At 39.8% G+C, this 18506-nt stretch carries 18 protein-coding genes; 4 read left to right on the top strand and 14 right to left on the bottom strand.

Annotated features, from left to right (window positions below; translation table 11 throughout):
• The first annotated feature begins 41 nt into the window (after positions 1–41).
• Entirely contained in the window at positions 42–449 is a 408-nt protein-coding gene (locus tag AACZ73_RS17560) for a hypothetical protein (protein ID WP_339879870.1), read from the top strand.
• On the opposite strand, the gene AACZ73_RS17555 is transcribed toward AACZ73_RS17560, so the two are convergent.
• A complete protein-coding gene (locus tag AACZ73_RS17555; RefSeq protein ID WP_339879869.1) occupies positions 450–881 on the bottom strand; it encodes a Dabb family protein in 432 nt (143 codons plus the stop codon).
• 160 nt (positions 882–1041) lie between these two features.
• On the opposite strand from AACZ73_RS17555, the gene AACZ73_RS17550 reads away from it, so the two are divergent.
• Together AACZ73_RS17550 and AACZ73_RS17545 are read left to right on the top strand one after the other, a co-directional pair.
• Entirely contained in the window at positions 1042–2220 is a 1179-nt protein-coding gene (locus tag AACZ73_RS17550; RefSeq protein WP_339879868.1) for a hypothetical protein, read from the top strand.
• A gap of 2 nt (positions 2221–2222) precedes the next feature.
• Positions 2223–3224: a 2-hydroxyacid dehydrogenase gene (locus AACZ73_RS17545; protein ID WP_339879867.1), complete on the top strand. Its 1002-nt coding sequence runs from the start codon at positions 2223–2225 to the stop codon at positions 3222–3224.
• A gap of 77 nt (positions 3225–3301) precedes the next feature.
• On the opposite strand, the gene AACZ73_RS17540 is transcribed toward AACZ73_RS17545, so the two are convergent.
• The 11 genes from AACZ73_RS17540 to trxA form a co-directional block, all read right to left on the bottom strand.
• Positions 3302–3496 carry a cold-shock protein gene (locus AACZ73_RS17540; RefSeq protein ID WP_086501652.1) on the bottom strand — a complete coding sequence of 65 codons (195 nt, stop codon included), beginning with the start codon at positions 3494–3496 and terminating at the stop codon, positions 3302–3304.
• A gap of 2 nt (positions 3497–3498) precedes the next feature.
• Positions 3499–3789 (bottom strand): cold-shock protein, encoded by a 291-nt coding sequence (locus AACZ73_RS17535; RefSeq protein WP_091691996.1) that lies wholly within the window; start codon positions 3787–3789, stop codon positions 3499–3501.
• 10 nt (positions 3790–3799) lie between these two features.
• The gene (locus tag AACZ73_RS17530; protein ID WP_339879866.1) at positions 3800–5002 is read right to left on the bottom strand and encodes a DEAD/DEAH box helicase; all 1203 of its coding nucleotides are present in this window, start codon (positions 5000–5002) and stop codon (positions 3800–3802) included.
• Between the two features lie 7 nt (positions 5003–5009).
• The gene (locus tag AACZ73_RS17525; RefSeq protein ID WP_339879864.1) at positions 5010–5915 is read right to left on the bottom strand and encodes an acyl-CoA desaturase; all 906 of its coding nucleotides are present in this window, start codon (positions 5913–5915) and stop codon (positions 5010–5012) included.
• Between the two features lie 647 nt (positions 5916–6562).
• Positions 6563–7612, bottom strand: a complete 1050-nt coding sequence (locus tag AACZ73_RS17520) for a c-type cytochrome (protein ID WP_339879863.1) — start codon at positions 7610–7612, stop codon at positions 6563–6565.
• A gap of 100 nt (positions 7613–7712) precedes the next feature.
• On the bottom strand, positions 7713–8429 hold the full coding sequence (locus tag AACZ73_RS17515) for an acyl-ACP thioesterase domain-containing protein (RefSeq protein ID WP_339879862.1): 717 nt from the start codon (positions 8427–8429) through the stop codon (positions 7713–7715).
• The gene (locus AACZ73_RS17510; RefSeq protein ID WP_339879860.1) at positions 8426–9601 is read right to left on the bottom strand and encodes an MFS transporter; all 1176 of its coding nucleotides are present in this window, start codon (positions 9599–9601) and stop codon (positions 8426–8428) included. The genes AACZ73_RS17515 and AACZ73_RS17510 overlap by 4 nt, the downstream gene beginning before the upstream one ends.
• Before the next feature lie 264 nt (positions 9602–9865).
• Positions 9866–10351, bottom strand: coding sequence for a DUF6691 family protein (locus tag AACZ73_RS17505; protein WP_339879859.1), 486 nt, complete (start codon positions 10349–10351; stop codon positions 9866–9868).
• Between the two features lie 10 nt (positions 10352–10361).
• Positions 10362–10943, bottom strand: a complete 582-nt coding sequence (locus tag AACZ73_RS17500; protein WP_339879857.1) for a YeeE/YedE thiosulfate transporter family protein — start codon at positions 10941–10943, stop codon at positions 10362–10364.
• 179 nt (positions 10944–11122) lie between these two features.
• Positions 11123–12544, bottom strand: coding sequence for an MBL fold metallo-hydrolase (locus AACZ73_RS17495; protein ID WP_339879856.1), 1422 nt, complete (start codon positions 12542–12544; stop codon positions 11123–11125).
• A gap of 74 nt (positions 12545–12618) precedes the next feature.
• Positions 12619–12939, bottom strand: a complete 321-nt coding sequence (gene trxA, locus AACZ73_RS17490; RefSeq protein ID WP_339879854.1) for a thioredoxin — start codon at positions 12937–12939, stop codon at positions 12619–12621.
• A gap of 168 nt (positions 12940–13107) precedes the next feature.
• Here trxA and AACZ73_RS17485 point away from each other — a divergent pair, with 168 nt between their 5' ends.
• Positions 13108–16089 carry a DUF2723 domain-containing protein gene (locus AACZ73_RS17485; RefSeq protein WP_339879852.1) on the top strand — a complete coding sequence of 994 codons (2982 nt, stop codon included), beginning with the start codon at positions 13108–13110 and terminating at the stop codon, positions 16087–16089.
• Positions 16090–16200: 111 nt separating this feature from the next.
• Here AACZ73_RS17485 and AACZ73_RS17480 read toward each other — a convergent pair whose 3' ends face one another.
• The gene (locus AACZ73_RS17480) at positions 16201–16395 is read right to left on the bottom strand and encodes a DUF6728 family protein (protein ID WP_339879850.1); all 195 of its coding nucleotides are present in this window, start codon (positions 16393–16395) and stop codon (positions 16201–16203) included.
• A gap of 124 nt (positions 16396–16519) precedes the next feature.
• On the bottom strand, positions 16520–18502 hold the full coding sequence (gene ispG, locus AACZ73_RS17475) for a (E)-4-hydroxy-3-methylbut-2-enyl-diphosphate synthase (RefSeq protein WP_339879849.1): 1983 nt from the start codon (positions 18500–18502) through the stop codon (positions 16520–16522).
• Positions 18503–18506 lie beyond the last annotated feature (4 nt).

Here is an 18506-nt window from a genome sequence, read left to right as displayed (position 1 = left end):
AATGAAGCCGATTTCTATCTTTAAGTAAACTAACTCGTGTTATGAAAAAATTTGCATGGATTGCCGGTATTGTTTTAATCGGAGTTTTGGCTGGGATATTTTGGTACAAGTTCTACTTCGTATTTGGCGAAGGTGTAAAAGCTGGTAGCCTAAACTACTTTGTTAAAAAAGGAGTAATGTTTAAAACCTATGAAGGCCGTGTTGTTCAGGAAGGATTTCAAAGCCCTACCGCCGGTGGATTGCAGAGCAACGAGTTCCGGTTTAGTGTAGTTGATAATGAAATTGCTGAGGAATTAGAGAGGGCTTCAGGGAAATTCGTCGAGCTTCGCTACAAAGAATATAACGGGATGTTACCTTGGAGGGGAACCAGCAACTTCGTGGTAACTGAAGTTCTCACAGTAAATAATTCGGGCAAAACCGACGGATCAGCTTTGCCCTTTGATCAATAACTAAGGACGGGTCCAATAATCAACCACTGTCACTTTATCTAAATGCGGACCTAAAATCTCACCGAAAGCAGCATGAGCTGGGTGAGGAAGATAAGCATCTCTTGCTTCATCAGAGTAGAAAGTCAATGTAAATGCATGGGTCAAGCCTTGATTTAATCCCTCTGGACTTGAATTTATTCCATATTCAAAATCCTCTATTCCGTCAATTTCGTTCTGAAGATTGCGAAAAGCATCTATTACAGATTGTATATCTTCTTGGGAGGATGTCTCTTTGAAGCTAAAAAAAACATTGTGTCTTAGCACTGAATCAGGTTTTGCAGTCATAGGTTGTTCAAGGATTTCTTCTGTTGTTTCTATTTCGGTAGTTTTTTCTTCTTTTGGAGCGCACGAAAGCGCCAAAATTAAAGGAAGGAAGTAAATGAGTTTTTTCATAGTTGATGGATTTTTTTGACAATCTAGGGAGATTCAACAAAAAATTCTAAATCTCGATGCAATAGGTCATCACATCGCTGAATTATTTACAGAAAATAGGGATTATGTCGTATTAAAACTATATTTACGAAATATTAGTAGATTTACGAAAAATAAATAAATGAAAGCTTCTTCCCATTCTACCTTGCTACTTTTCGCCATTTTTCTAACAGTATCTATCAGTTGCTCCAAAAAGAATGACGATAACAAAAAATCTGAAGAGGTAGATTATGAACTGATAAAGGTTGATTCCTTTCAGGTAGCTAATCTTACCAGAATAAATATTTTAGATTATAGTCCAGAAGAAAAAATCTTCTTGGGATACGCTACAGTTGAGGATGATATACTGGAAATCTCAGAGAAGGGTGAAATACTAAAAAGAGTTAATAGAAAAGGAGAAGGGCCAAACCTTTATGGCAGCTGGAATCCTATTGGACTAGGTTTCGGCCCTAATGGACAACGAATTGTGGAATTACCTTTCAATGTGTTTAGCTACGATAAGAATTACGATGTAATACAGGAGTTCAGAATAATGTCTCCACTTCCAGTTAGAGCAAATACTCCGTTTGGCAAACCACCATATTACCAGGATAAGGATACTACCTTTCTGTTAGTTGGGCCAAGCAACTACTTTACAGCTACCTATTTGATACACAATAAGGAAGGTAAGGATACATTGCAAAATTTTTATAAACTCAACATGCAGACCAGTGCGGTAAATTCAGTGATCCCATATTCCAAAAATTCAATTTACAATTCCACTGAGCATATTTTCCCTGAACTAATGGGAAAATCATTCTTCATTGACCATGAAAAAAATGAATTGGCAGTGGTTCAAAATTTAGATACAGAAATTTTAATCTACGATTTACCTGAATTGTCTTTCAACCGTTCAATCCCAATTACACATTCTGAATTCACCACCTATGCCCCTCTTCCGATCGGCACTCCCTTCTCAGATGAAAAAGCAATCGCACTAAACAGACTGTCCGCCAGGAATCAAAAACTTTTTAACATGGGGGACAACATATATTTACTCCAATATTTCACAGGAATATCGCAGGCAGAGTTTGATAGCAGAAATTCAGAGGAAGACCCTTACGTCGGTCAATTTGATGAAAATGAGCAAAGAGTAGTGATTTTCAAAGAGGAAAAACAACATTCTAAAGAACTCAAAGGAATAAAAGGTAGTCTAAAATTTACACTTCCAAACAACAAACTATTGGTTCAAGAACCTGAAAATTCGGACATTGAGGAGGAGTTCACCCGCTTTTCCATCTACCAACTTCAAACTAAGTAATTATGAAAGTTGCCTTTTTCAGTACCAAATCTTATGACAGACAAAGCTTCGATCTCCTCTCAAATATCCACTCCCACGAAATAACTTATTTCGAACCTAAACTTGATTCCAACACTGTAGCGCTAGCTCAAGATTTTGATGTGATCTGCACTTTTGTAAATGACTACCTAGACGAAAAGGTCCTGCTCAAACTCAGCAATATGGGAATTAAGAACATTGTACTAAGATGCGCAGGCTATAATCAGGTTGATCTCAAAAAAGCAGCAGAGCTGGAACTCAGAATCTGTCGAGTGCCGGCCTATAGTCCTGAGGCAGTTGCAGAACATGCGTTGGCTCTCTTAATGACCCTAAGCCGTAAAACACACAAGGCCTACAATAGAGTGCGAGAAAACAACTACTCCATAGAAGGCCTTACTGGATTCAATATTCATGGAAAAACGGCGGGTGTTATAGGTACAGGGGCTATTGGAAGAGCATTCTGTAAAATCATGCTTGGCATGGGGTGCAGGGTCCTTGCTTACGACATCAACGAAAGTGAAGATCTCAAAAGGCTGGGAATTACCTATCTATCTTTACATGACCTATTATCACAAAGTGATATCATCTCCCTGCACTGCCCCTTGACTCCGGATACTTTTCACCTCATAAGCGAAAAAACACTGAGACAGATGAAAGATGGGGTGGTTCTGATAAATACAAGTAGAGGAGCTTTAATAGATTCCCAAGAAGTGATAAATGCCTTAAAAAGCCGAAAAGTTGGGAATCTGGGAATTGATGTCTATGAGCAGGAAGAAGATCTTTTTTTCCAAAATAGATCTGAAGAGATTCTTCAGGATGAACAGATAGCCAGGCTAATGACATTTCCAAACGTTCTGATTACAGGTCATCAGGCATTTCTGACTAATGAAGCTTTGATGCATATTTCAGAAACTACTATTCTAAATCTGGATGAATTGGAAAAAGGTAAAGAGCTGAGTAATGAAGTGAAATACAGACCTGAATAAGACAAAAAATGCCTGCAAATCATAGATCTGCAGGCATCAAACTTTGTATTTCTTTTTTGGGCAGAGCCCTATTGGAATTACTTAGCTACTTTCACGTTCACAGCGTTAACGCCTTTTTTACCTTGAACTACGTCATAAGTAACGTGATCGTTTTCACGGATTTCGTGTACTAGACCTGAGTGGTGTACAAATACATCTTCACTGTTGTCTGCTGGTGTAATAAAACCAAAACCTTTGGTTGTGTTAAAGAATTTTACTGTTCCTTCATTCATGATTACTCGTTTTTAAATTTGGTGTTTCTATTATTTTGTTGTTGTGCATTGTTCGGATATTCTCTACGAGGAGCATTCTCTTTCCTTTGCGGGTTTTCTTTTTTAGGTGGTTCTGGTTCTGGCGGCGTGTCTGAGATATTACCAAACTCATCCACGTACGCAATCATATCGTCCAGATCTCCACTTTTGGGCTGATCCTTACGAGCAGCCATCTTTTCTTGCTTTTCTCTCTTTTTTCTCTTTTTAAGTTCTGCTTTTTGCTTTTTGATGAATGTGTTCTGGTTTTTTGACATTTCGGCGATTTTAATTGACAAATGTTATGGCCCTGCCGGTTTTTCCGGCACGACCTGTCCGGCCTATTCTGTGGATATAACTATCCATAGACATGGGAAGCTGATAATTGATCACATGGGACACATCAGCTACGTCTATACCTCTGGCTGCTACATCGGTAGCTACCAGCACTCGAGTCATCCCGGATTTGAACTCATCTATAGTTCTGTTCCGGAAGTTCTGTGACTTATTTCCATGAATCAAACCTGACTTTATTCCGGACTGATTTAATTGTTTACTTAGTTTATCTGCAAGCCTTTTGGTTTCAGTGAAGATGATCACTTTCTCCAACTCATTGCCTTTGAACAAATCTGCAAGTATATCAAACTTATTCCCGCCTTCCGGCACACGAATGATTTCTTGATCTACATTCTCAGAAGTCGTACCACCGGTGTTTACTTTTATCTCAACAGGATTGTTTAGCAATCCATCGATTAGAGCCTTTTGGCCTGGTTCCAATGTAGCCGAGAAAAGCATAGTCTGGCTTCTCCTAGTCATTGAATTTACGAGTTTTTTCACATCATGCACAAAACCCATATCCAGCATCCTGTCAAACTCATCTAACACAAGCGTATTTACTTTGTTGAGATGCAGTAATTTACGGTTAGCCAGATCCAATAATCGACCTGGTGTACCTACGATCACATGCAGCTTTCTGTTCAATGCTTTAAAGTCAGAATTGATATTGGTACCACCTATGAACGTGTTGGAGTACAAATTCATTCCTTTGCTGAGACTTTTGAATTCCTCTTCGATCTGTAGTGCTAACTCACGAGTGGGAGTTACAATCAATGCAGTGAAATTCTGTGGATCTAGCTTCGCATGCTCAATAATAGGTATCAAAAAAGCTCCTGTCTTACCTGAACCTGTATTTGAAATCCCAAGCAAATCTCTTCTATCCATCAGGGATGGAATGGCTTGCTCCTGTATATTGGTCAGACTTTCATACCCCTTAGCAGCTATATTTCTGAGTAAGGATGCATTCAAGTTTAAGCTGGAGAAAGGTGTCTCAGAGCGAAATCCTTCCTGGCCACTAGGCTGTGCCTTTTTGACCAACAAATTAGGATCTAGCTTCGATTCCTTCTTTTTATTTTGACCTGGTCTGCCTGCAGGACGAGAGTTTCGTCTTTGGTTAGCAGCTGGCCTTGTATTACTGTTTCTATTAGTATTCATGATTCAATTAGGCTTTTATGGACTCCAATTTGGGAGCATTCCCCAATAAATAGAGCATTTTAAAATGGTCCAATACAGCCATAAAAAAATGTGGTTTTGAGTAATAAGGCACGTTAAATTCTTCTGCGGTCGCCTTTACGATCGGTGCTATTTCTCGATAATGCACGTGGCATATATCAGGGAACAAATGATGTTCTACTTGAAAATTCAACCCTCCAACAAACCAAAACAACATCTTTGACTTTGGAGCAAAATTGCAAGTAGTAGCTAATTGGTGTAGTATTCTTTCTCCCTCTACTACCCCTTCACAATCAGCCTTCGGGAAATTAACATCCTCCACTATATGTGCAATCTGGAATACCATCGTAATGACTAATCCTGTCACGAAGTGCATCATAATAAAACCTAGAATAATCATCCCTACGGAGAATGGAGAGAAGATTATCGGCAGACCAAGTACCACAGCAAAGTAAGACAGCTTTAAGAAAATCAATTTTACAATTCCTCTCTTATAAGCTTTCTCTCCGCCTTTGACTAAACCTTTATTATAGTATCTAGTGAATCGTATAAAGTCTTTGGCAGTAACCCAGGAAAGAGTAGAAAGAGAATAGAAAAACCATGCGTATAAATGTTGGTATTTATGCAGGTTGTTTTGCTGCCCATTAGGAGAGAATCTCAAGAAGAAGGGAGCATTTATATCATCATCATGTTCATCGATGTTGGTATAGCTATGATGAAGCACATTGTGCTGAAGATGCCAAACCATAGAGCTCGCACCTACCATATCCAATGTATAGCCCACCCACGTATTGACGCTTTTGTGCTTAGAATAAGACCCATGAACTGCATCATGCATCACACCCATCCCTACTCCAGCCATTCCTATAGCTGAAATAAAATAACAAGCGAACATTTGAAATGTAGTTGTGGCAACCCCAGTAATAACAAGAGAAAGTGGCACTACATAGAGCGAAATCAGAACGATCGATTTGATGACCATTTCTGTATTTCCATACTTAGATTTGTTTGCGGACTTGAAATGTCCATAAACTCTCTTTCTTAATGTTTGGGAGAATTCAGATAATTCTGATTCGGAGAACCTTACTGTCTTAATGGCACTGTGATTAAATTATAAATACTAATGTTTCCCGTAATAATTTTCTCTGCAGGTTTTAATTCCAAGAAAGGATTTGACCGAATCTTGTGAATTAAAAAAGTAGAAAGATGAAGAATTAAAACCTTGCGAGGGAAACTCTTGAATTTGCTACTTAAGCAGGTTGATAATCAACGCATACTTTATTTCAAGTAAAAAGGGATATCTTTTCGACAGCGCCTTTATGCTTACAAAGGTGAGGAGAAGATTCGGGATATCCTAATTGCTTGCAGATCCGACTTATTTTAATAGCAGTATTTGAAACAATACCTTTTGCGAACATTAGCAAAAAGCGTGATAAACTCATTTTAAAGCACTTGCAATCCCTTTTTAATTTTTTGAAATCAATTTGTAGCTAACTCAATTATTTAATTTACAGCTTCTATTTACATTCCTATTAAAGAACTTCACAATTCTCCATAGGCTGCGAGTATAGGTTTAAATGGTCCAAATTTGTGCTGCTTCTCAGAGAACTCATCCGAATAAGGGCCAAATGGATGATCCATAGGCTTCTTTGAAATATCAGGCCAATCATTTGGAAAATTTCCCTTTGGTCTGTCCAGACTATTCACATAAGCTGCCACATCCCACGCCTCCTCATCTGTAAGAATTGGTTTTTCATAAGTTGCCCCGAAAGGCATATTTGCACGGACATAACCTGCAAACCTGGAAATGCGGAATAGTCCTGCACCCTGATTGTAACTATGCTGCCCCCATAGAGGTGGATAAGTGTACCCAGATCCGTCATCTTTTATTAGCCCCTGTCCATCCGCCATGTGACATGATACGCATTGATTTTCGTAAATAGTTTTTCCTTTTACAGGATCAGCAGCTCGTTCGAGCAAAGGAACTTCATATAGTCCTACACCTTTTGGTTTCTCACCTGTTTCTACATCTTTCCCCAGCCAATTCATGTAGGCAACCATTGCCTTCATCTCCTTACTATCATTCTCCAAGACTTCTCCATTCAAGCTTCGCTGAAAACATCCATTGATCCTCAATATAATATCTTCTGATTTCCCAGATCTCCCGCGCACTTTAGGATAGGTGCTTTTGGCTGCAGAATAATTATTACCCAGCGGAACTGTCCCAGCCTGCAAGTGACAATTTTGGCAATTTAATCCATTTGATATCTTTCTGACTTTCCCATTTGGACCTAGATATTCGGATGTGTTAGCAATAAGTTCTCGTCCGTATCTGATCTCATCTGCATTTGGCTCTTCTTCCACTAAGCTCCAATCAGGCGCCTGCCACATATCGACAGTATCCATTAAAGTGATTAATTCAGTGACTTTCTTATTCTCTTTTGCGTTGTCATGACTTTCTTGTGAAACTTCAATTCCTACAGAATCAAAATAGAAAATCCCACTTACGAAACACACAAGCAGGACAACCGAACTTAATAGTCCGAGAACGAGTAAAAACAGCTTAAATAAAGTCTTAGGATCATGAGCCATAATTAACTTACAAGCTACAAAATTGATCCTATTCTCTTCAAGGGATGTTTTGAATATATGTTAGTGGCAAATGAAAAACAAAAAGCAAGAAATCCCCTTTTCACTTGGATTCAGCCAAAAAAACCTGTTTTCCTTTTACTTTTCCCTGCACGACAAAACCATATTCATGCTTGAAAAGGTGAATATCCAATTCGTCTCCCATCACGCATTCCGCTAAGTAATTGATCGAAAATGGAAGTGTATTGCATCCGTTTTCTCGAAGGACATTTTCTACCCAACGTACATAGCTGGTATTATTCACATGATTGTTCAAATCAAGATCGGAGTACCTCACTTTCAGTTTCTCAGATTCTACCAAGTCACCTCTCAGCCTGATCTTTTCAGGCTGCCATTCCGGCTTTTCTTCAGGATCGAAAAGCTCAGGGGGAAGTGCGTTCTCAGGCCTAAATATACGTTTAGTAGCCACATTCATGAGAATCCATGAACTCATTGCTCGAGCTAATACACCACCACTTGGATTTGTAATAAGAAACTCCCGAAAAGCAAAAAGCTTATCAACTCCCCTCGCCGCAGTATAAACTTTAATCGAATTTCCCCATGAAGGTAAAGTCTCACAGGTAATATCTATCCGGGATAAAATCCAAGACAAACCCTGCTCTTGTAAATTCCTTCCAAAATCTGCAGAGTCGGCATGTCTCCATGCTATTTCCTGAAACAAATTAGATAAAGCTGTCAAACTCAACTTCCCATCCGGATCGACCTGGTAAGATCTTACCTCAAAATCTTTATGAAATTGAAAGGATGGTTCGGAAATCATTTAACTCGTTTAGGTGAAGCTTTGATTGGAATAAGAAATACAGCTTTTCTTACACTTGACAATACGGTAATTCCCAATCCCGCCACAGCGATTAATGCAAATGAGAATTTTAAATTAAATAATTCCGCAATAAAACCAATCAATGGAGGCCCAAGTAAAAACCCAAAGAATGAAATGGTAGAAACTAAAGCTAGTGCAACACTGGGTGAGTACAGTTTTGACCGGCCAGCTATACTATATGAAAGAGGAATAATGGATGCTACTCCAAGCCCAACCAGTAAAAAACCAGCAGTAGCCATAACGACAGTTGGGAAAATCACAGCTAAACCTAATCCTATGAAGATCAAAACGCCACTAACTTGGATCACTTCCACCTTGGTATATTTAGCAGCTACCTTATCAGTTATAAACCTACCTGCAGCCATCGTACCCATAAAAGCCACATATCCTAAAGCAACCAAAGAAGGGTCGGACTGCACCACTTTTTTGAAATATACACCAGACCAATCAAACATACATCCCTCTGCCATCATACCAAGAAATGCTATCAAACTTATTCTAAGCAATAATGCATCGGGTTTTTTCATCACCAATCCACCGCCCCCTTCAGAAGCTTTCTTTTCTTTGATAATGTAGCGTTGAGCAGAAAGAATAATAGTAATGGAAATTGCCATCACGACTGCGTAATGCTGGGCAGGAGAAAATCCAATAAAAATCATCAATGCACCCAATCCAGCCCCCGTAAAACCAGCCAAACTCCACAATCCATGGAATGAAGCTAAAATGCTTTTTCCCATCTCATCTTCCAAACCTAATGCCTGCGTATTTAGAGATATATTCATCACATTCCCAAGCATACCATACAGAATTAGTACGGGAATCAAAAACCAAGTAGTGGGCGCCAATCCGATCAAAGGCAAGGTCGTGGCATAGGCAAAACTACCGACCATAACCACTGCCCGACTTCCAAATTGGTGAACTGCCCAACCTGCAATAGGCAAACCAATGACCGAACCTAAAGGCAAAAACAACAGCAATGTTCCCAATTGACCTTCTGAAAGATCGAACTTGGCTTGGATATCTGGGATTCGTGCAGCCCACGACGCGAAGCAAAGTCCTACGAAAAAGAAAAAAGCCCCTAGGGCAACTCGTCTTTTGGAAAGTGTGTTCATCTAAATAACTAGGTTTAAGAGGCTCACAAAAGTAGGCAATAGTAGGCCAAAAACATGCCTCTTTCAGAACATTGCCTTGATTAACAAGTTACCTTAGTCTCACTTACCTTATCGAAAAATCCATGGAATTGGTCATAGCAGGAGCCGTAATCGTTACCGCAATATTTATCGTGCGCTTTATTATCAAAAAAGTTTTTGATTAAAAAAGACCACTTCTTTTATCGAAAGCGGTCTTTTAATTCATTTTTTAAGAGTTTTCAGGTTTTAATTGGGGAGCTTATCAGAAAACTTCCCATATACCCAAGTTCCTGCAATTGCAGAAAGTAGGGTAATAATTACAACAGTAAACCCAGACCCAATCTGCGCAAATAGCGGACCGGGACACGCTCCAGTGATCGCCCAGCCTAGGCCGAAGATAAATCCGCCTATGATCTGCCCTTTGCGAAATTCTTTCTTAGGAATTTTAATTCCCTCTCCTGTCATTGATTTGATTTTCAATCGCCTGATCATTTGGATTGAAATGATACCAGTTATAATGGCTGAACCGATTACTCCGTACATGTGAAAGGAATCCAATCGAAACATCTCCTGGATTCTAAACCATGAGATAATTTCAGCTTTCACAAATGCAATTCCGAAAATAATTCCGAGAATCAAATACTTAACCAGTGCTAAGCCTCTTTCTCCAGTCTCCTGAGAGTTTGGAGCATCACACACCGTTTCCTGTATTTTTATATCTTTTACTTTCATTATCTATTTTTTAAAACCCTGCCCAATTCATTAAAGGAGCCAAAAACACATGAGTCATCAAAAAACCTCCTGCCATAAAGAAAATAGTGGCAACCAATGATGGCCACTGTAGGGAGCTGATTCCCATGATTGCATGACCAGAGGTACATCCTCCGGCGTAACGCGTACCAAAACCAACCAAAAACCCACCGATGATAAAGAAAATAAAACCTTTTGCAGTGAATAGATTCTCCCAAGAGAAAATATCAGTTGGCATTAGTCCTGAGAAATCCGTAATCCCAAGGGCAGCTAAATCAGCTTGCGTTTGAGAAGCTATAACTATCTCTTCAGGATTTGAAATAAAAGTGGTAGCTATAAAACCTCCAATCATAATTCCCAAGACGAACATCAAATTCCACATTTCCTTCCTCCAGTTATATTGGAAAAAAGGAATTTTAGCAGGAATACACATCGCGCACATATGTCGGAGAGATGATGAAATCCCAAAACTCTTATTTCCCAGAATTAGAAGAGCCGGAACCGTAAGCCCAATCAGTGGCCCAGCCACATACCAAGGCCATGGCTGTGAAACCCATTCAATTAATTGATCCATTTTTTATGTTTTTCTTGATTTAGCAAATTGCGAGGGATGGAAACTTGCACTTTTTCAACAGTGCAAATCTCATACTTTGAAAATCATCCCTTGGTGACTTTCATCACATTAATCTTCTTTAAAGTAAAAATGGCAAATCAAACGATCTGCCATTTAGAGAAAACAATTTTTCCAGACTCCTAAAGTAGCGTAGTCGGGCAGACGTAATCCGTTACCTTAAATTTCCCAGATTCTTTGATATCCTTAAATCCTCCTTTGACGTCAATTAAGTTGTCATACCCTCTTGCCCTCAGAATAGAATTGAAAACCATAGACCTGTAGCCACCCGCGCAATGCACGAAATAAGTTTTATCCTTATCTATTTTAATCATGCTTTCATTTATGTAATCTAAAGGTGTATTTTCTGCATTCTCTACGTGTTCAGATAGGTATTCGCTTTCTTTCCTTACATCAAGAATATTTATTTCAGGATTCTGAGAATTTATTTTTTCTAACTCCTTTACAGAGATAGATTCTATCTGATCGACTTCATTTCCCGCTTTTTCCCATGCAGCAATCCCTCCATCCAAATATCCAATCGCATAATCATATCCCACCCGGGCTAATCTAGTGATAACTTCTTCCTCTCTTCCTTCCTCTGCAACAACCAAGATTTGCTGCTTCAAATCAGGAATCATCGCCCCTACCCACACTGCAAAACTCCCGTCAATTCCTATATTCACGGAGTTGGGCACAAAACCTTTTGAAAAAGACTCAGAAGATCGGGTGTCCAAAATCAAGGCTCCCGTCTCATTAGCCACGGCTTCAAATTCTGCCGGACTTAATGGTTTTACACCTCTTTCCAACACTTCGTCGATACTATCATATCCCTCAATATTCATCATCACATTTTGCGGGAAATACGAAGGTGGTGGAGTCAGACCAGTAATTAATTTCTTGGTAAACTCCTCCTTCGTCATCTCCTGAAGAGCATAGTTAGTTTTTTTCTGGTTGCCCAACGAGTCGGAAGTTTCCTTACTCATATTTTTACCACAGGCTGATCCTGCCCCATGAGCGGGATAGACGATCAAATCATCTGATAGAGGCATGATTTTATCACGAAGTGAATCATATAGATAACCTGCAAGGATTTCTTGAGTAAGATCTTTCACGACTTTCTGAGCCAAATCAGGTCTACCGACGTCACCTATAAATAAGGTGTCACCTGTGAAGATCGCTTCCGCTTTTCCATTTTCATTATAAAGCAAATAGCAAGAACTCTCCATCGTATGACCAGGAGTGTGGATAAGCTTAATTTTCGCTTTACCAATCTGAAACTCTTCGCCATCTTTAGCAATATGCGCTTTAAAGCCAAGCTTCATCTCTGTAGGACCGTACACAATTTCTGCCCCGGTCTTATCTGCTAAATCGATATGGCCAGATACAAAATCAGCATGAAAGTGAGTCTCAAACACGTACTTGATTTTGGCATTTCTTCGTTCAGCCTTCTCTATGTATGGTTGAACTTCTCTAAGTGGATCGATTACAGCCGCTTCTCCATCTGACTCTATGTAGTATGCTCCTTGAGCCAGGCATCCTGTGTATATCTGTTCGATTTTCATATTTGATTGTATTAATTTCCAGTCAAAAGTAGGAATTTGAATTTAAGTCCTGAATGACTTTTGTCACACAAGACTCAGGCTTTCTCTGCAATATTCGCCTGAAGCGTTTTAACCAACTGATGAGCTGGCACAACCCCAGACTCCCTCCACAGGATTTTCCCTTTTTGGAAAAGTATTAAAGTAGGAACTCCTCGAACCTGAAATTTGCTAGCTGCCAATTGATTTTTGTCGACGTCTACTTTAAGAATTTTTACCTTTTCCCCAAGTTGTTTGGCAGTATCCTCCAGAATAGGTTGCATCATCTTGCATGGACCGCACCAAGTGGCGAAGAAATCTACTAATACCGCTTGGTCTCCATCTATCAGTTCCTGAAATGTTTTGGCTTTTGTAGGCATGATTTCTGATTTTTTTGAGATAACAAAAGTAGATGTAAATTCAGTTCAGGTTGGTAATCATTGTCACACAACTAGGCTAGCTGAATAGCCGCAAGTTTTAAAATACCTAAAATCGCCCTATTTGGTATTTATTTTTTTTATTTTCGCCAGTCAAATTCCACTTATTAAATGCTCAATTACAAGCAAATCAATAATCTGACCGGTTGGGTCGTTTTTGCGGTAGCTACTTTGGTTTACGTTCTTACTGTCGAACAAACTGCTAGTTTCTGGGATCCAGGAGAATTTATAGCCGTAGCCTACAAATTACAAGTACCTCACCCTCCAGGAGCTCCATTCTTCCTTTTGGTATATCGGATGTTCAGTTTCTTCGCTTTCGGAGATCCTTTGCAAGTGGCTTATTGGATGAATATCGGTAGTGCGCTATTCTCGAGTTTCTCGATTTTATTCCTTTTTTGGTCTATCACTTTATTCGGGAAAAAGCTGTTTAAAGTAACGGAAGGCCAGGAAAGTAAAAGTCAAACGATCACTCTAATGGGGGCTGGAATAGTTGGTGCTTTAGTTTACACCTTTTCTGATAGTTTCTGGTTTTCGGCAGTGGAAGCTGAAGTTTACGCCATGTCATCCTTCTTCACTGCGATAGTAATCTGGGCATTTTTAAAATGGGATGTGATCAAAGATCCTCGTGAAGAGAATAAATGGATGATTTTCATTGCCTATTTAGTGGGGCTTTCCATTGGCGTTCACTTGCTGAATTTAGTGACTTTGCCAGCTTTGGCACTTATATACTATTTCAAAAAGTACGAAAAGCCAACACTCAAAGGTGGATTTCTTGCTATGTTTTTGGGTGGCGTTGCGCTTATAATTATTAACAACCTGATTATCCCAGGCCTTCCGAGCTTGGCAGGATCCATGGAGATATTTTTCGTGAATAGCATAGGCTTGCCGTTTGGATCGGGGATCGTTGTTTTTATGCTTTTGTTTTTTTCAGCAGTATTTTTCGCCTACCGATATTCACGCAAGAAAGAACTGGCCATTCTGAATACGGCATTATTGTCCTTCATTTTCATTTTGATTGGCTATGCTAGTTATGCGCTGATCGTTGTTCGTGCCAACCAAGATCCGATAATTAACGAAAATGCTCCGAAGGACATCATCAGTTATGTTTCTTACCTGAAGCGTGAGCAATATGGATACAGACCGCTACTCCATGGTCAGTATTTCACTGCGCAGTTAGTTGCTCAGGAAGAAGGAGCACCGGTATACATGAAGGGCAAGGATAAGTATGAAATTGTCGACTATTCTTTGGTAAATACCTATGATCCAACGAAGACTACTATTCTTCCAAGAATCTATTCGACACAAGAAAGCCACAAGAGACTTTACCGTCAGAAACTAGGCCTGAGAGAAGGTCAGGATCCTACTTTTGGTGACAATATCTATTTTATGTTTTCGCATCAGCTGGGAAAAATGTACTGGAGATATTTCATGTGGAATTTCTCCGGCCGAGAATCCGACTTCAGCGATGCTCCGTGGATAGGAATTACAGATGCATTCAAAGATTATCCAGATTATATCACTGAAAACAAGGGGCATAATAATTACCTGATGCTCCCTCTTTTATTGGGAATCATAGGGTTATTCTTTCAGGCTAAAGTCGACCCGAAATCATTCTATGTAAATTTGATGCTATTCCTTATGATGGGGGTGGTATTGGTTCTATATCTGAATTCTCCTCCTGTGGAGCCGCGTGAGCGTGATTACATTTATGTAGGTAGTTTTTATGCATTTGCAATTTGGATTGGTATAGGTGTCATGGCAATTGCTGATATGATTGGCAGAGCTACCAAAAACTTAGCTACTGCAGGAATTATTGCTACCCTGCTAACTCTCCCTGTAGCGGGATTGATGGGAGCTCAAAACTGGAATGATCACAATAGAAAAGGAAGATATTTCTCAGTAGATTCTGCAAGAAATTTCTTGGCATCCTGTGCTCCTAATGCAATCCTATTCACTGGAGGGGACAATGATACGTTCCCACTGTGGTACGTACAGGAAGTAGAGAACTTCCGTACCGATGTAAGGGTAATTGTCTTGAGTTACTTTGATACAGATTGGTATGTCGAGCAAATGACCCGACCTGTCAACGAATCTGAAGCCTTGCCTTTCAGTTTGGATCCTAATCGCTACCAAAAAGGCACAAATGATGTGCTTTACGTGATGGAGAGAGAAGGCATGAATGCTATCTCTGTGAAAGAATATCTGAAGTTACTTAACTCAGGATCGGATCTTCTCAAAATGGAAACTGGTGGAAAGTCTGTTGCTAACATGGTTCCTTCCCGTAACTTAATTTTGGAAGTTGACAGTTCTGCTGTAGCGAATAAAAACATCATTCCTGAAGAATTCGCTCCAATGTTCTCTCCTCAAATGAACCTACAGGTTACTGGAAATTATGTAACAAAAGGTACCTTGATGCTAATTGACTTAATTGCTTCCAACAATTGGGATAGACCGATTTACTTCAACAACACGTCTCTTGCAACCATAGGAATCAATGTTCAGGATCATGTAGTTATGGAAGGTTTGACCTACAGATTGCTTCCAGTAAGAAAACCAGACTACATTCGAGAAGACCTCGTTAACGCTGATTTGGCTTATGAAAACTTTATGACCAAGTTTGCTTTTCGCGGTATGGACAATCCTGATGCATACTTGGATGAAGAATACAGAAGATTTGCTTCCAATCACAGAAGTTCACTAAACAGTATTGTAATTGCTTTATTGGATGAGGGTGATATGGAGAAAGCCGCAACTCTACTAAACTATGGACTGGAAGTAATGCCAAATGAGGCAATTCCTTACGATCTATCCAGTGGCCAATCTGTCCCTCTTTTCTTCGAAGTAGGTGAAGACGAAAAAGCGCTGGACATCATAGACAAAGTCTCAAAAAAATCCCTGGACATGATCGAGTTTTACACTAATGAAAACCGTGATTACGACCGGGAGATGATGATCTCAATTGAGATGATCAAATATTTTATTCCATTACTGGAAGAGAGAGGTTATCAGGAAAAAGCTCAGGAGCTCAAGCTTAGAATGGAGCAATTCCTAGGTCCTCAGCAAAGTGGAGGCGGCGTTTTGGATAGAAGGTAAAAGCCTTGCATATAAAAAGGAAAAGAGTCCCAGATAATATCTGGGACTCTTTTTTATTCAAATCGAAATTCTCTAGAAGAGAATCTCCTTAATAAAGTTTGTGCTGGCTAATCAAATAAACCTTTTCACTACCCAAAAAATAATCGCCAATAGAAACACGACAATGGAAATCTTATTGATTCCATGCATCATACGAAGGTTGTAATTGGACTTTTGATTGGGGTCTGGTTTTTGGAAAACACGAACGAAGTAGTTCCCAAAATCACCGAACTTGAAGAAATCTTTTACTTTATTATTTTCAGACATGGCTTAGTTTATTGGGTAAACAGATGGGAATGGAGAATGGTTTACTGTAACGTTTGAGGTCTTTTTTTGACCTTAAAGGTTTATTTACTATTCTAAATCTTCAGGGTTGCAAAACCCCCAAAGATTAAAGTGATTCCGGCTCGTTCCACATTCCATCTTCCTTGATAATTTCTATCAATTTATCCACGGCTTTCTCAGAAGGAACAGAACGCTTCATGACTTCCTTACCTTTGTAAAGCGTGATTTTCCCTTTACCAGAACCGACATAGCCATAATCTGCATCTGCCATTTCTCCAGGTCCATTCACGATGCAACCCATAATCCCAATCTTAACACCTTTGAGGTGATCAGTTCTTTTCCGGATCATAGCAGTGGTTTCCTGAAGGTCGAACAGTGTTCTTCCACAAGAAGGACAGGAAATGTATTCTGTCTTGGACATCCGGGTTCGTGCTGCTTGTAGGACTCCAAAACCTACTGAATTATGCAACTTGATTTGCCCGAGCATATCTTCCCGAGAATGATCCTGTTCCTTTTCTAAAGAAATAAAAATTCCATCTCCCAAACCATCGATCAATAAACCTCCTACATCCGTAGCCGCGTAAAGCATCGTTTCATCTTGAGACTGATCTGGATAGCTCACTTTTACTACTACAGGTATTTCAGACTTAGCTTCCAGCAGACTTACAAATGCTCTTCGAAGCGCAGGCATTGCATGCTTATTTTCGGTTTTCAAGATCAGAACAGTGTCCTTTCTACCTGAAACGAGCGCTATAGCTTCAGCAATTTGAGTGTCAAAGATTTCCAGGAAATTTAATTCAGCATGAAACTTCTCAGTGGTAGAAAAACTAATGATATCGAAAAGCGGGAATTTATTTTGCTGGTCAGAACCTGTAGTCCAAATCGCTGCATCCTGAATTTCCTTCATTCCATTCGGCAGCATAAAAGGAATTGGATTCGCACCTGAATAGACAAAATCACATCCTTGATCATTCATCTTCCATTTGTCAAGTTCTGGCAAATAGAAATGACCAACCGACTTCATTTCCTTTTCTGTGATCTTCTCGATCTTGGAAATATCTGTAATTACTCTTGGGACATTATGTCCACCAAAATTGTAAATCTCTGCAGAGTGGCGCTTGAAATGCTCGTATGGATTGACTGGATAATTTTCAATAGACTTTATGTCCGCATGTCCTGCACGATGTGCATAGCGATCAATCAGGGCTTTGGCAACTGGTGCTTCAAACTCTGGATCTTCGGTCAAGGAAACACGAACTGTATCTCCCAACCCATCTTCCAGCAATGTCCCAATCCCAACAGCCGATTTGATTCTGCCATCTTCCGCTTCGCCAGCTTCTGTAACTCCTAGGTGTAAAGGATAAGGTTTGAAGCCGCCTTCTTCCAACTTCTCTACAAGCAAACGGTAAGCTTGAACCATCACTTGCGTATTCGAAGACTTCATCGAGATTACGATATCGTAGTAATTCTCATCCTCACAGATTCTCAAAAATTCCAAGGCTGACTCCACCATTCCCAGCGGAGTATCGCCATATCTACTCATGATCCGATCAGAAAGAGAACCGTGATTTGTCCCAATTCGCATCGCCGTTCCGTGCTCCTTGCAGATTTTCACCAAAGGCAAAAACCGCTCACGAATACGATCCAATTCTTCCTGATACGTAGCATCAGTATATTCTATTACTTCAAATTTCTTTTTGTCCGCATAATTCCCAGGATTCACGCGTACTTTTTCCACGATCCTAGCAGCTACTTCGGCTGCATTTGGAGTAAAGTGTATATCAGCAACTAAAGGTGTATTGTAGCCTCTTTTGCGAAGCCCATCCTTGATATGTCTTAAATTCTCTGCTTCCTTAATGCTTGGAGCTGTGATTCTCACCAGTTCACAACCCGCTTCGATCATGCGAATACTTTGCTCGATGGAGCCTTCTGTATCCATGGTATCCACCGTAGTCATGGATTGGACTACAATTGGATTATCTCCACCAATGACGACATCACCGATTTTCACCGGAATGGTTTTTCTCCTTGAATAACTCGTCAAGCTATCGCAATACAGCTGATCTAATGATTTGATAATTGGCTCCATATGG

The organism is uncultured Algoriphagus sp. (genome assembly GCF_963974835.1).
Lineage (GTDB): Bacteria > Bacteroidota > Bacteroidia > Cytophagales > Cyclobacteriaceae > Algoriphagus.
The sequence above is the reverse complement of the archived record's forward strand: the minus strand, read 5'-3'. Positions and strand labels throughout refer to the sequence as shown.

Excerpts from the sequence above, each read along its gene's own strand:
- AACZ73_RS17495 (WP_339879856.1), bottom strand. The coding sequence starts at position 12,544 with ATGAAAATCGAACAGATATACACAGGATGCCTGGCTCAAGGAGCATAC.
- AACZ73_RS17480 (WP_339879850.1), bottom strand. The coding sequence starts at position 16,395 with ATGTCTGAAAATAATAAAGTAAAAGATTTCTTCAAGTTCGGTGATTTT.
- AACZ73_RS17540 (WP_086501652.1), bottom strand. The coding sequence starts at position 3,496 with ATGAATGAAGGAACAGTAAAATTCTTTAACACAACCAAAGGTTTTGGT.
- AACZ73_RS17520 (WP_339879863.1), bottom strand. The coding sequence starts at position 7,612 with ATGGCTCATGATCCTAAGACTTTATTTAAGCTGTTTTTACTCGTTCTC.
- AACZ73_RS17555 (WP_339879869.1), bottom strand. The coding sequence starts at position 881 with ATGAAAAAACTCATTTACTTCCTTCCTTTAATTTTGGCGCTTTCGTGC.
- AACZ73_RS17560 (WP_339879870.1), top strand. The coding sequence starts at position 42 with ATGAAAAAATTTGCATGGATTGCCGGTATTGTTTTAATCGGAGTTTTG.
- AACZ73_RS17485 (WP_339879852.1), top strand. The coding sequence starts at position 13,108 with ATGCTCAATTACAAGCAAATCAATAATCTGACCGGTTGGGTCGTTTTT.
- AACZ73_RS17500 (WP_339879857.1), bottom strand. The coding sequence starts at position 10,943 with ATGGATCAATTAATTGAATGGGTTTCACAGCCATGGCCTTGGTATGTG.
- AACZ73_RS17525 (WP_339879864.1), bottom strand. The coding sequence starts at position 5,915 with ATGTTCGCTTGTTATTTTATTTCAGCTATAGGAATGGCTGGAGTAGGG.
- trxA (WP_339879854.1), bottom strand. The coding sequence starts at position 12,939 with ATGCCTACAAAAGCCAAAACATTTCAGGAACTGATAGATGGAGACCAA.
- AACZ73_RS17545 (WP_339879867.1), top strand. The coding sequence starts at position 2,223 with ATGAAAGTTGCCTTTTTCAGTACCAAATCTTATGACAGACAAAGCTTC.
- AACZ73_RS17535 (WP_091691996.1), bottom strand. The coding sequence starts at position 3,789 with ATGTCAAAAAACCAGAACACATTCATCAAAAAGCAAAAAGCAGAACTT.
- AACZ73_RS17510 (WP_339879860.1), bottom strand. The coding sequence starts at position 9,601 with ATGAACACACTTTCCAAAAGACGAGTTGCCCTAGGGGCTTTTTTCTTT.
- ispG (WP_339879849.1), bottom strand. The coding sequence starts at position 18,502 with ATGGAGCCAATTATCAAATCATTAGATCAGCTGTATTGCGATAGCTTG.
- AACZ73_RS17550 (WP_339879868.1), top strand. The coding sequence starts at position 1,042 with ATGAAAGCTTCTTCCCATTCTACCTTGCTACTTTTCGCCATTTTTCTA.
- AACZ73_RS17530 (WP_339879866.1), bottom strand. The coding sequence starts at position 5,002 with ATGAATACTAATAGAAACAGTAATACAAGGCCAGCTGCTAACCAAAGA.
- AACZ73_RS17505 (WP_339879859.1), bottom strand. The coding sequence starts at position 10,351 with ATGAAAGTAAAAGATATAAAAATACAGGAAACGGTGTGTGATGCTCCA.
- AACZ73_RS17515 (WP_339879862.1), bottom strand. The coding sequence starts at position 8,429 with ATGATTTCCGAACCATCCTTTCAATTTCATAAAGATTTTGAGGTAAGA.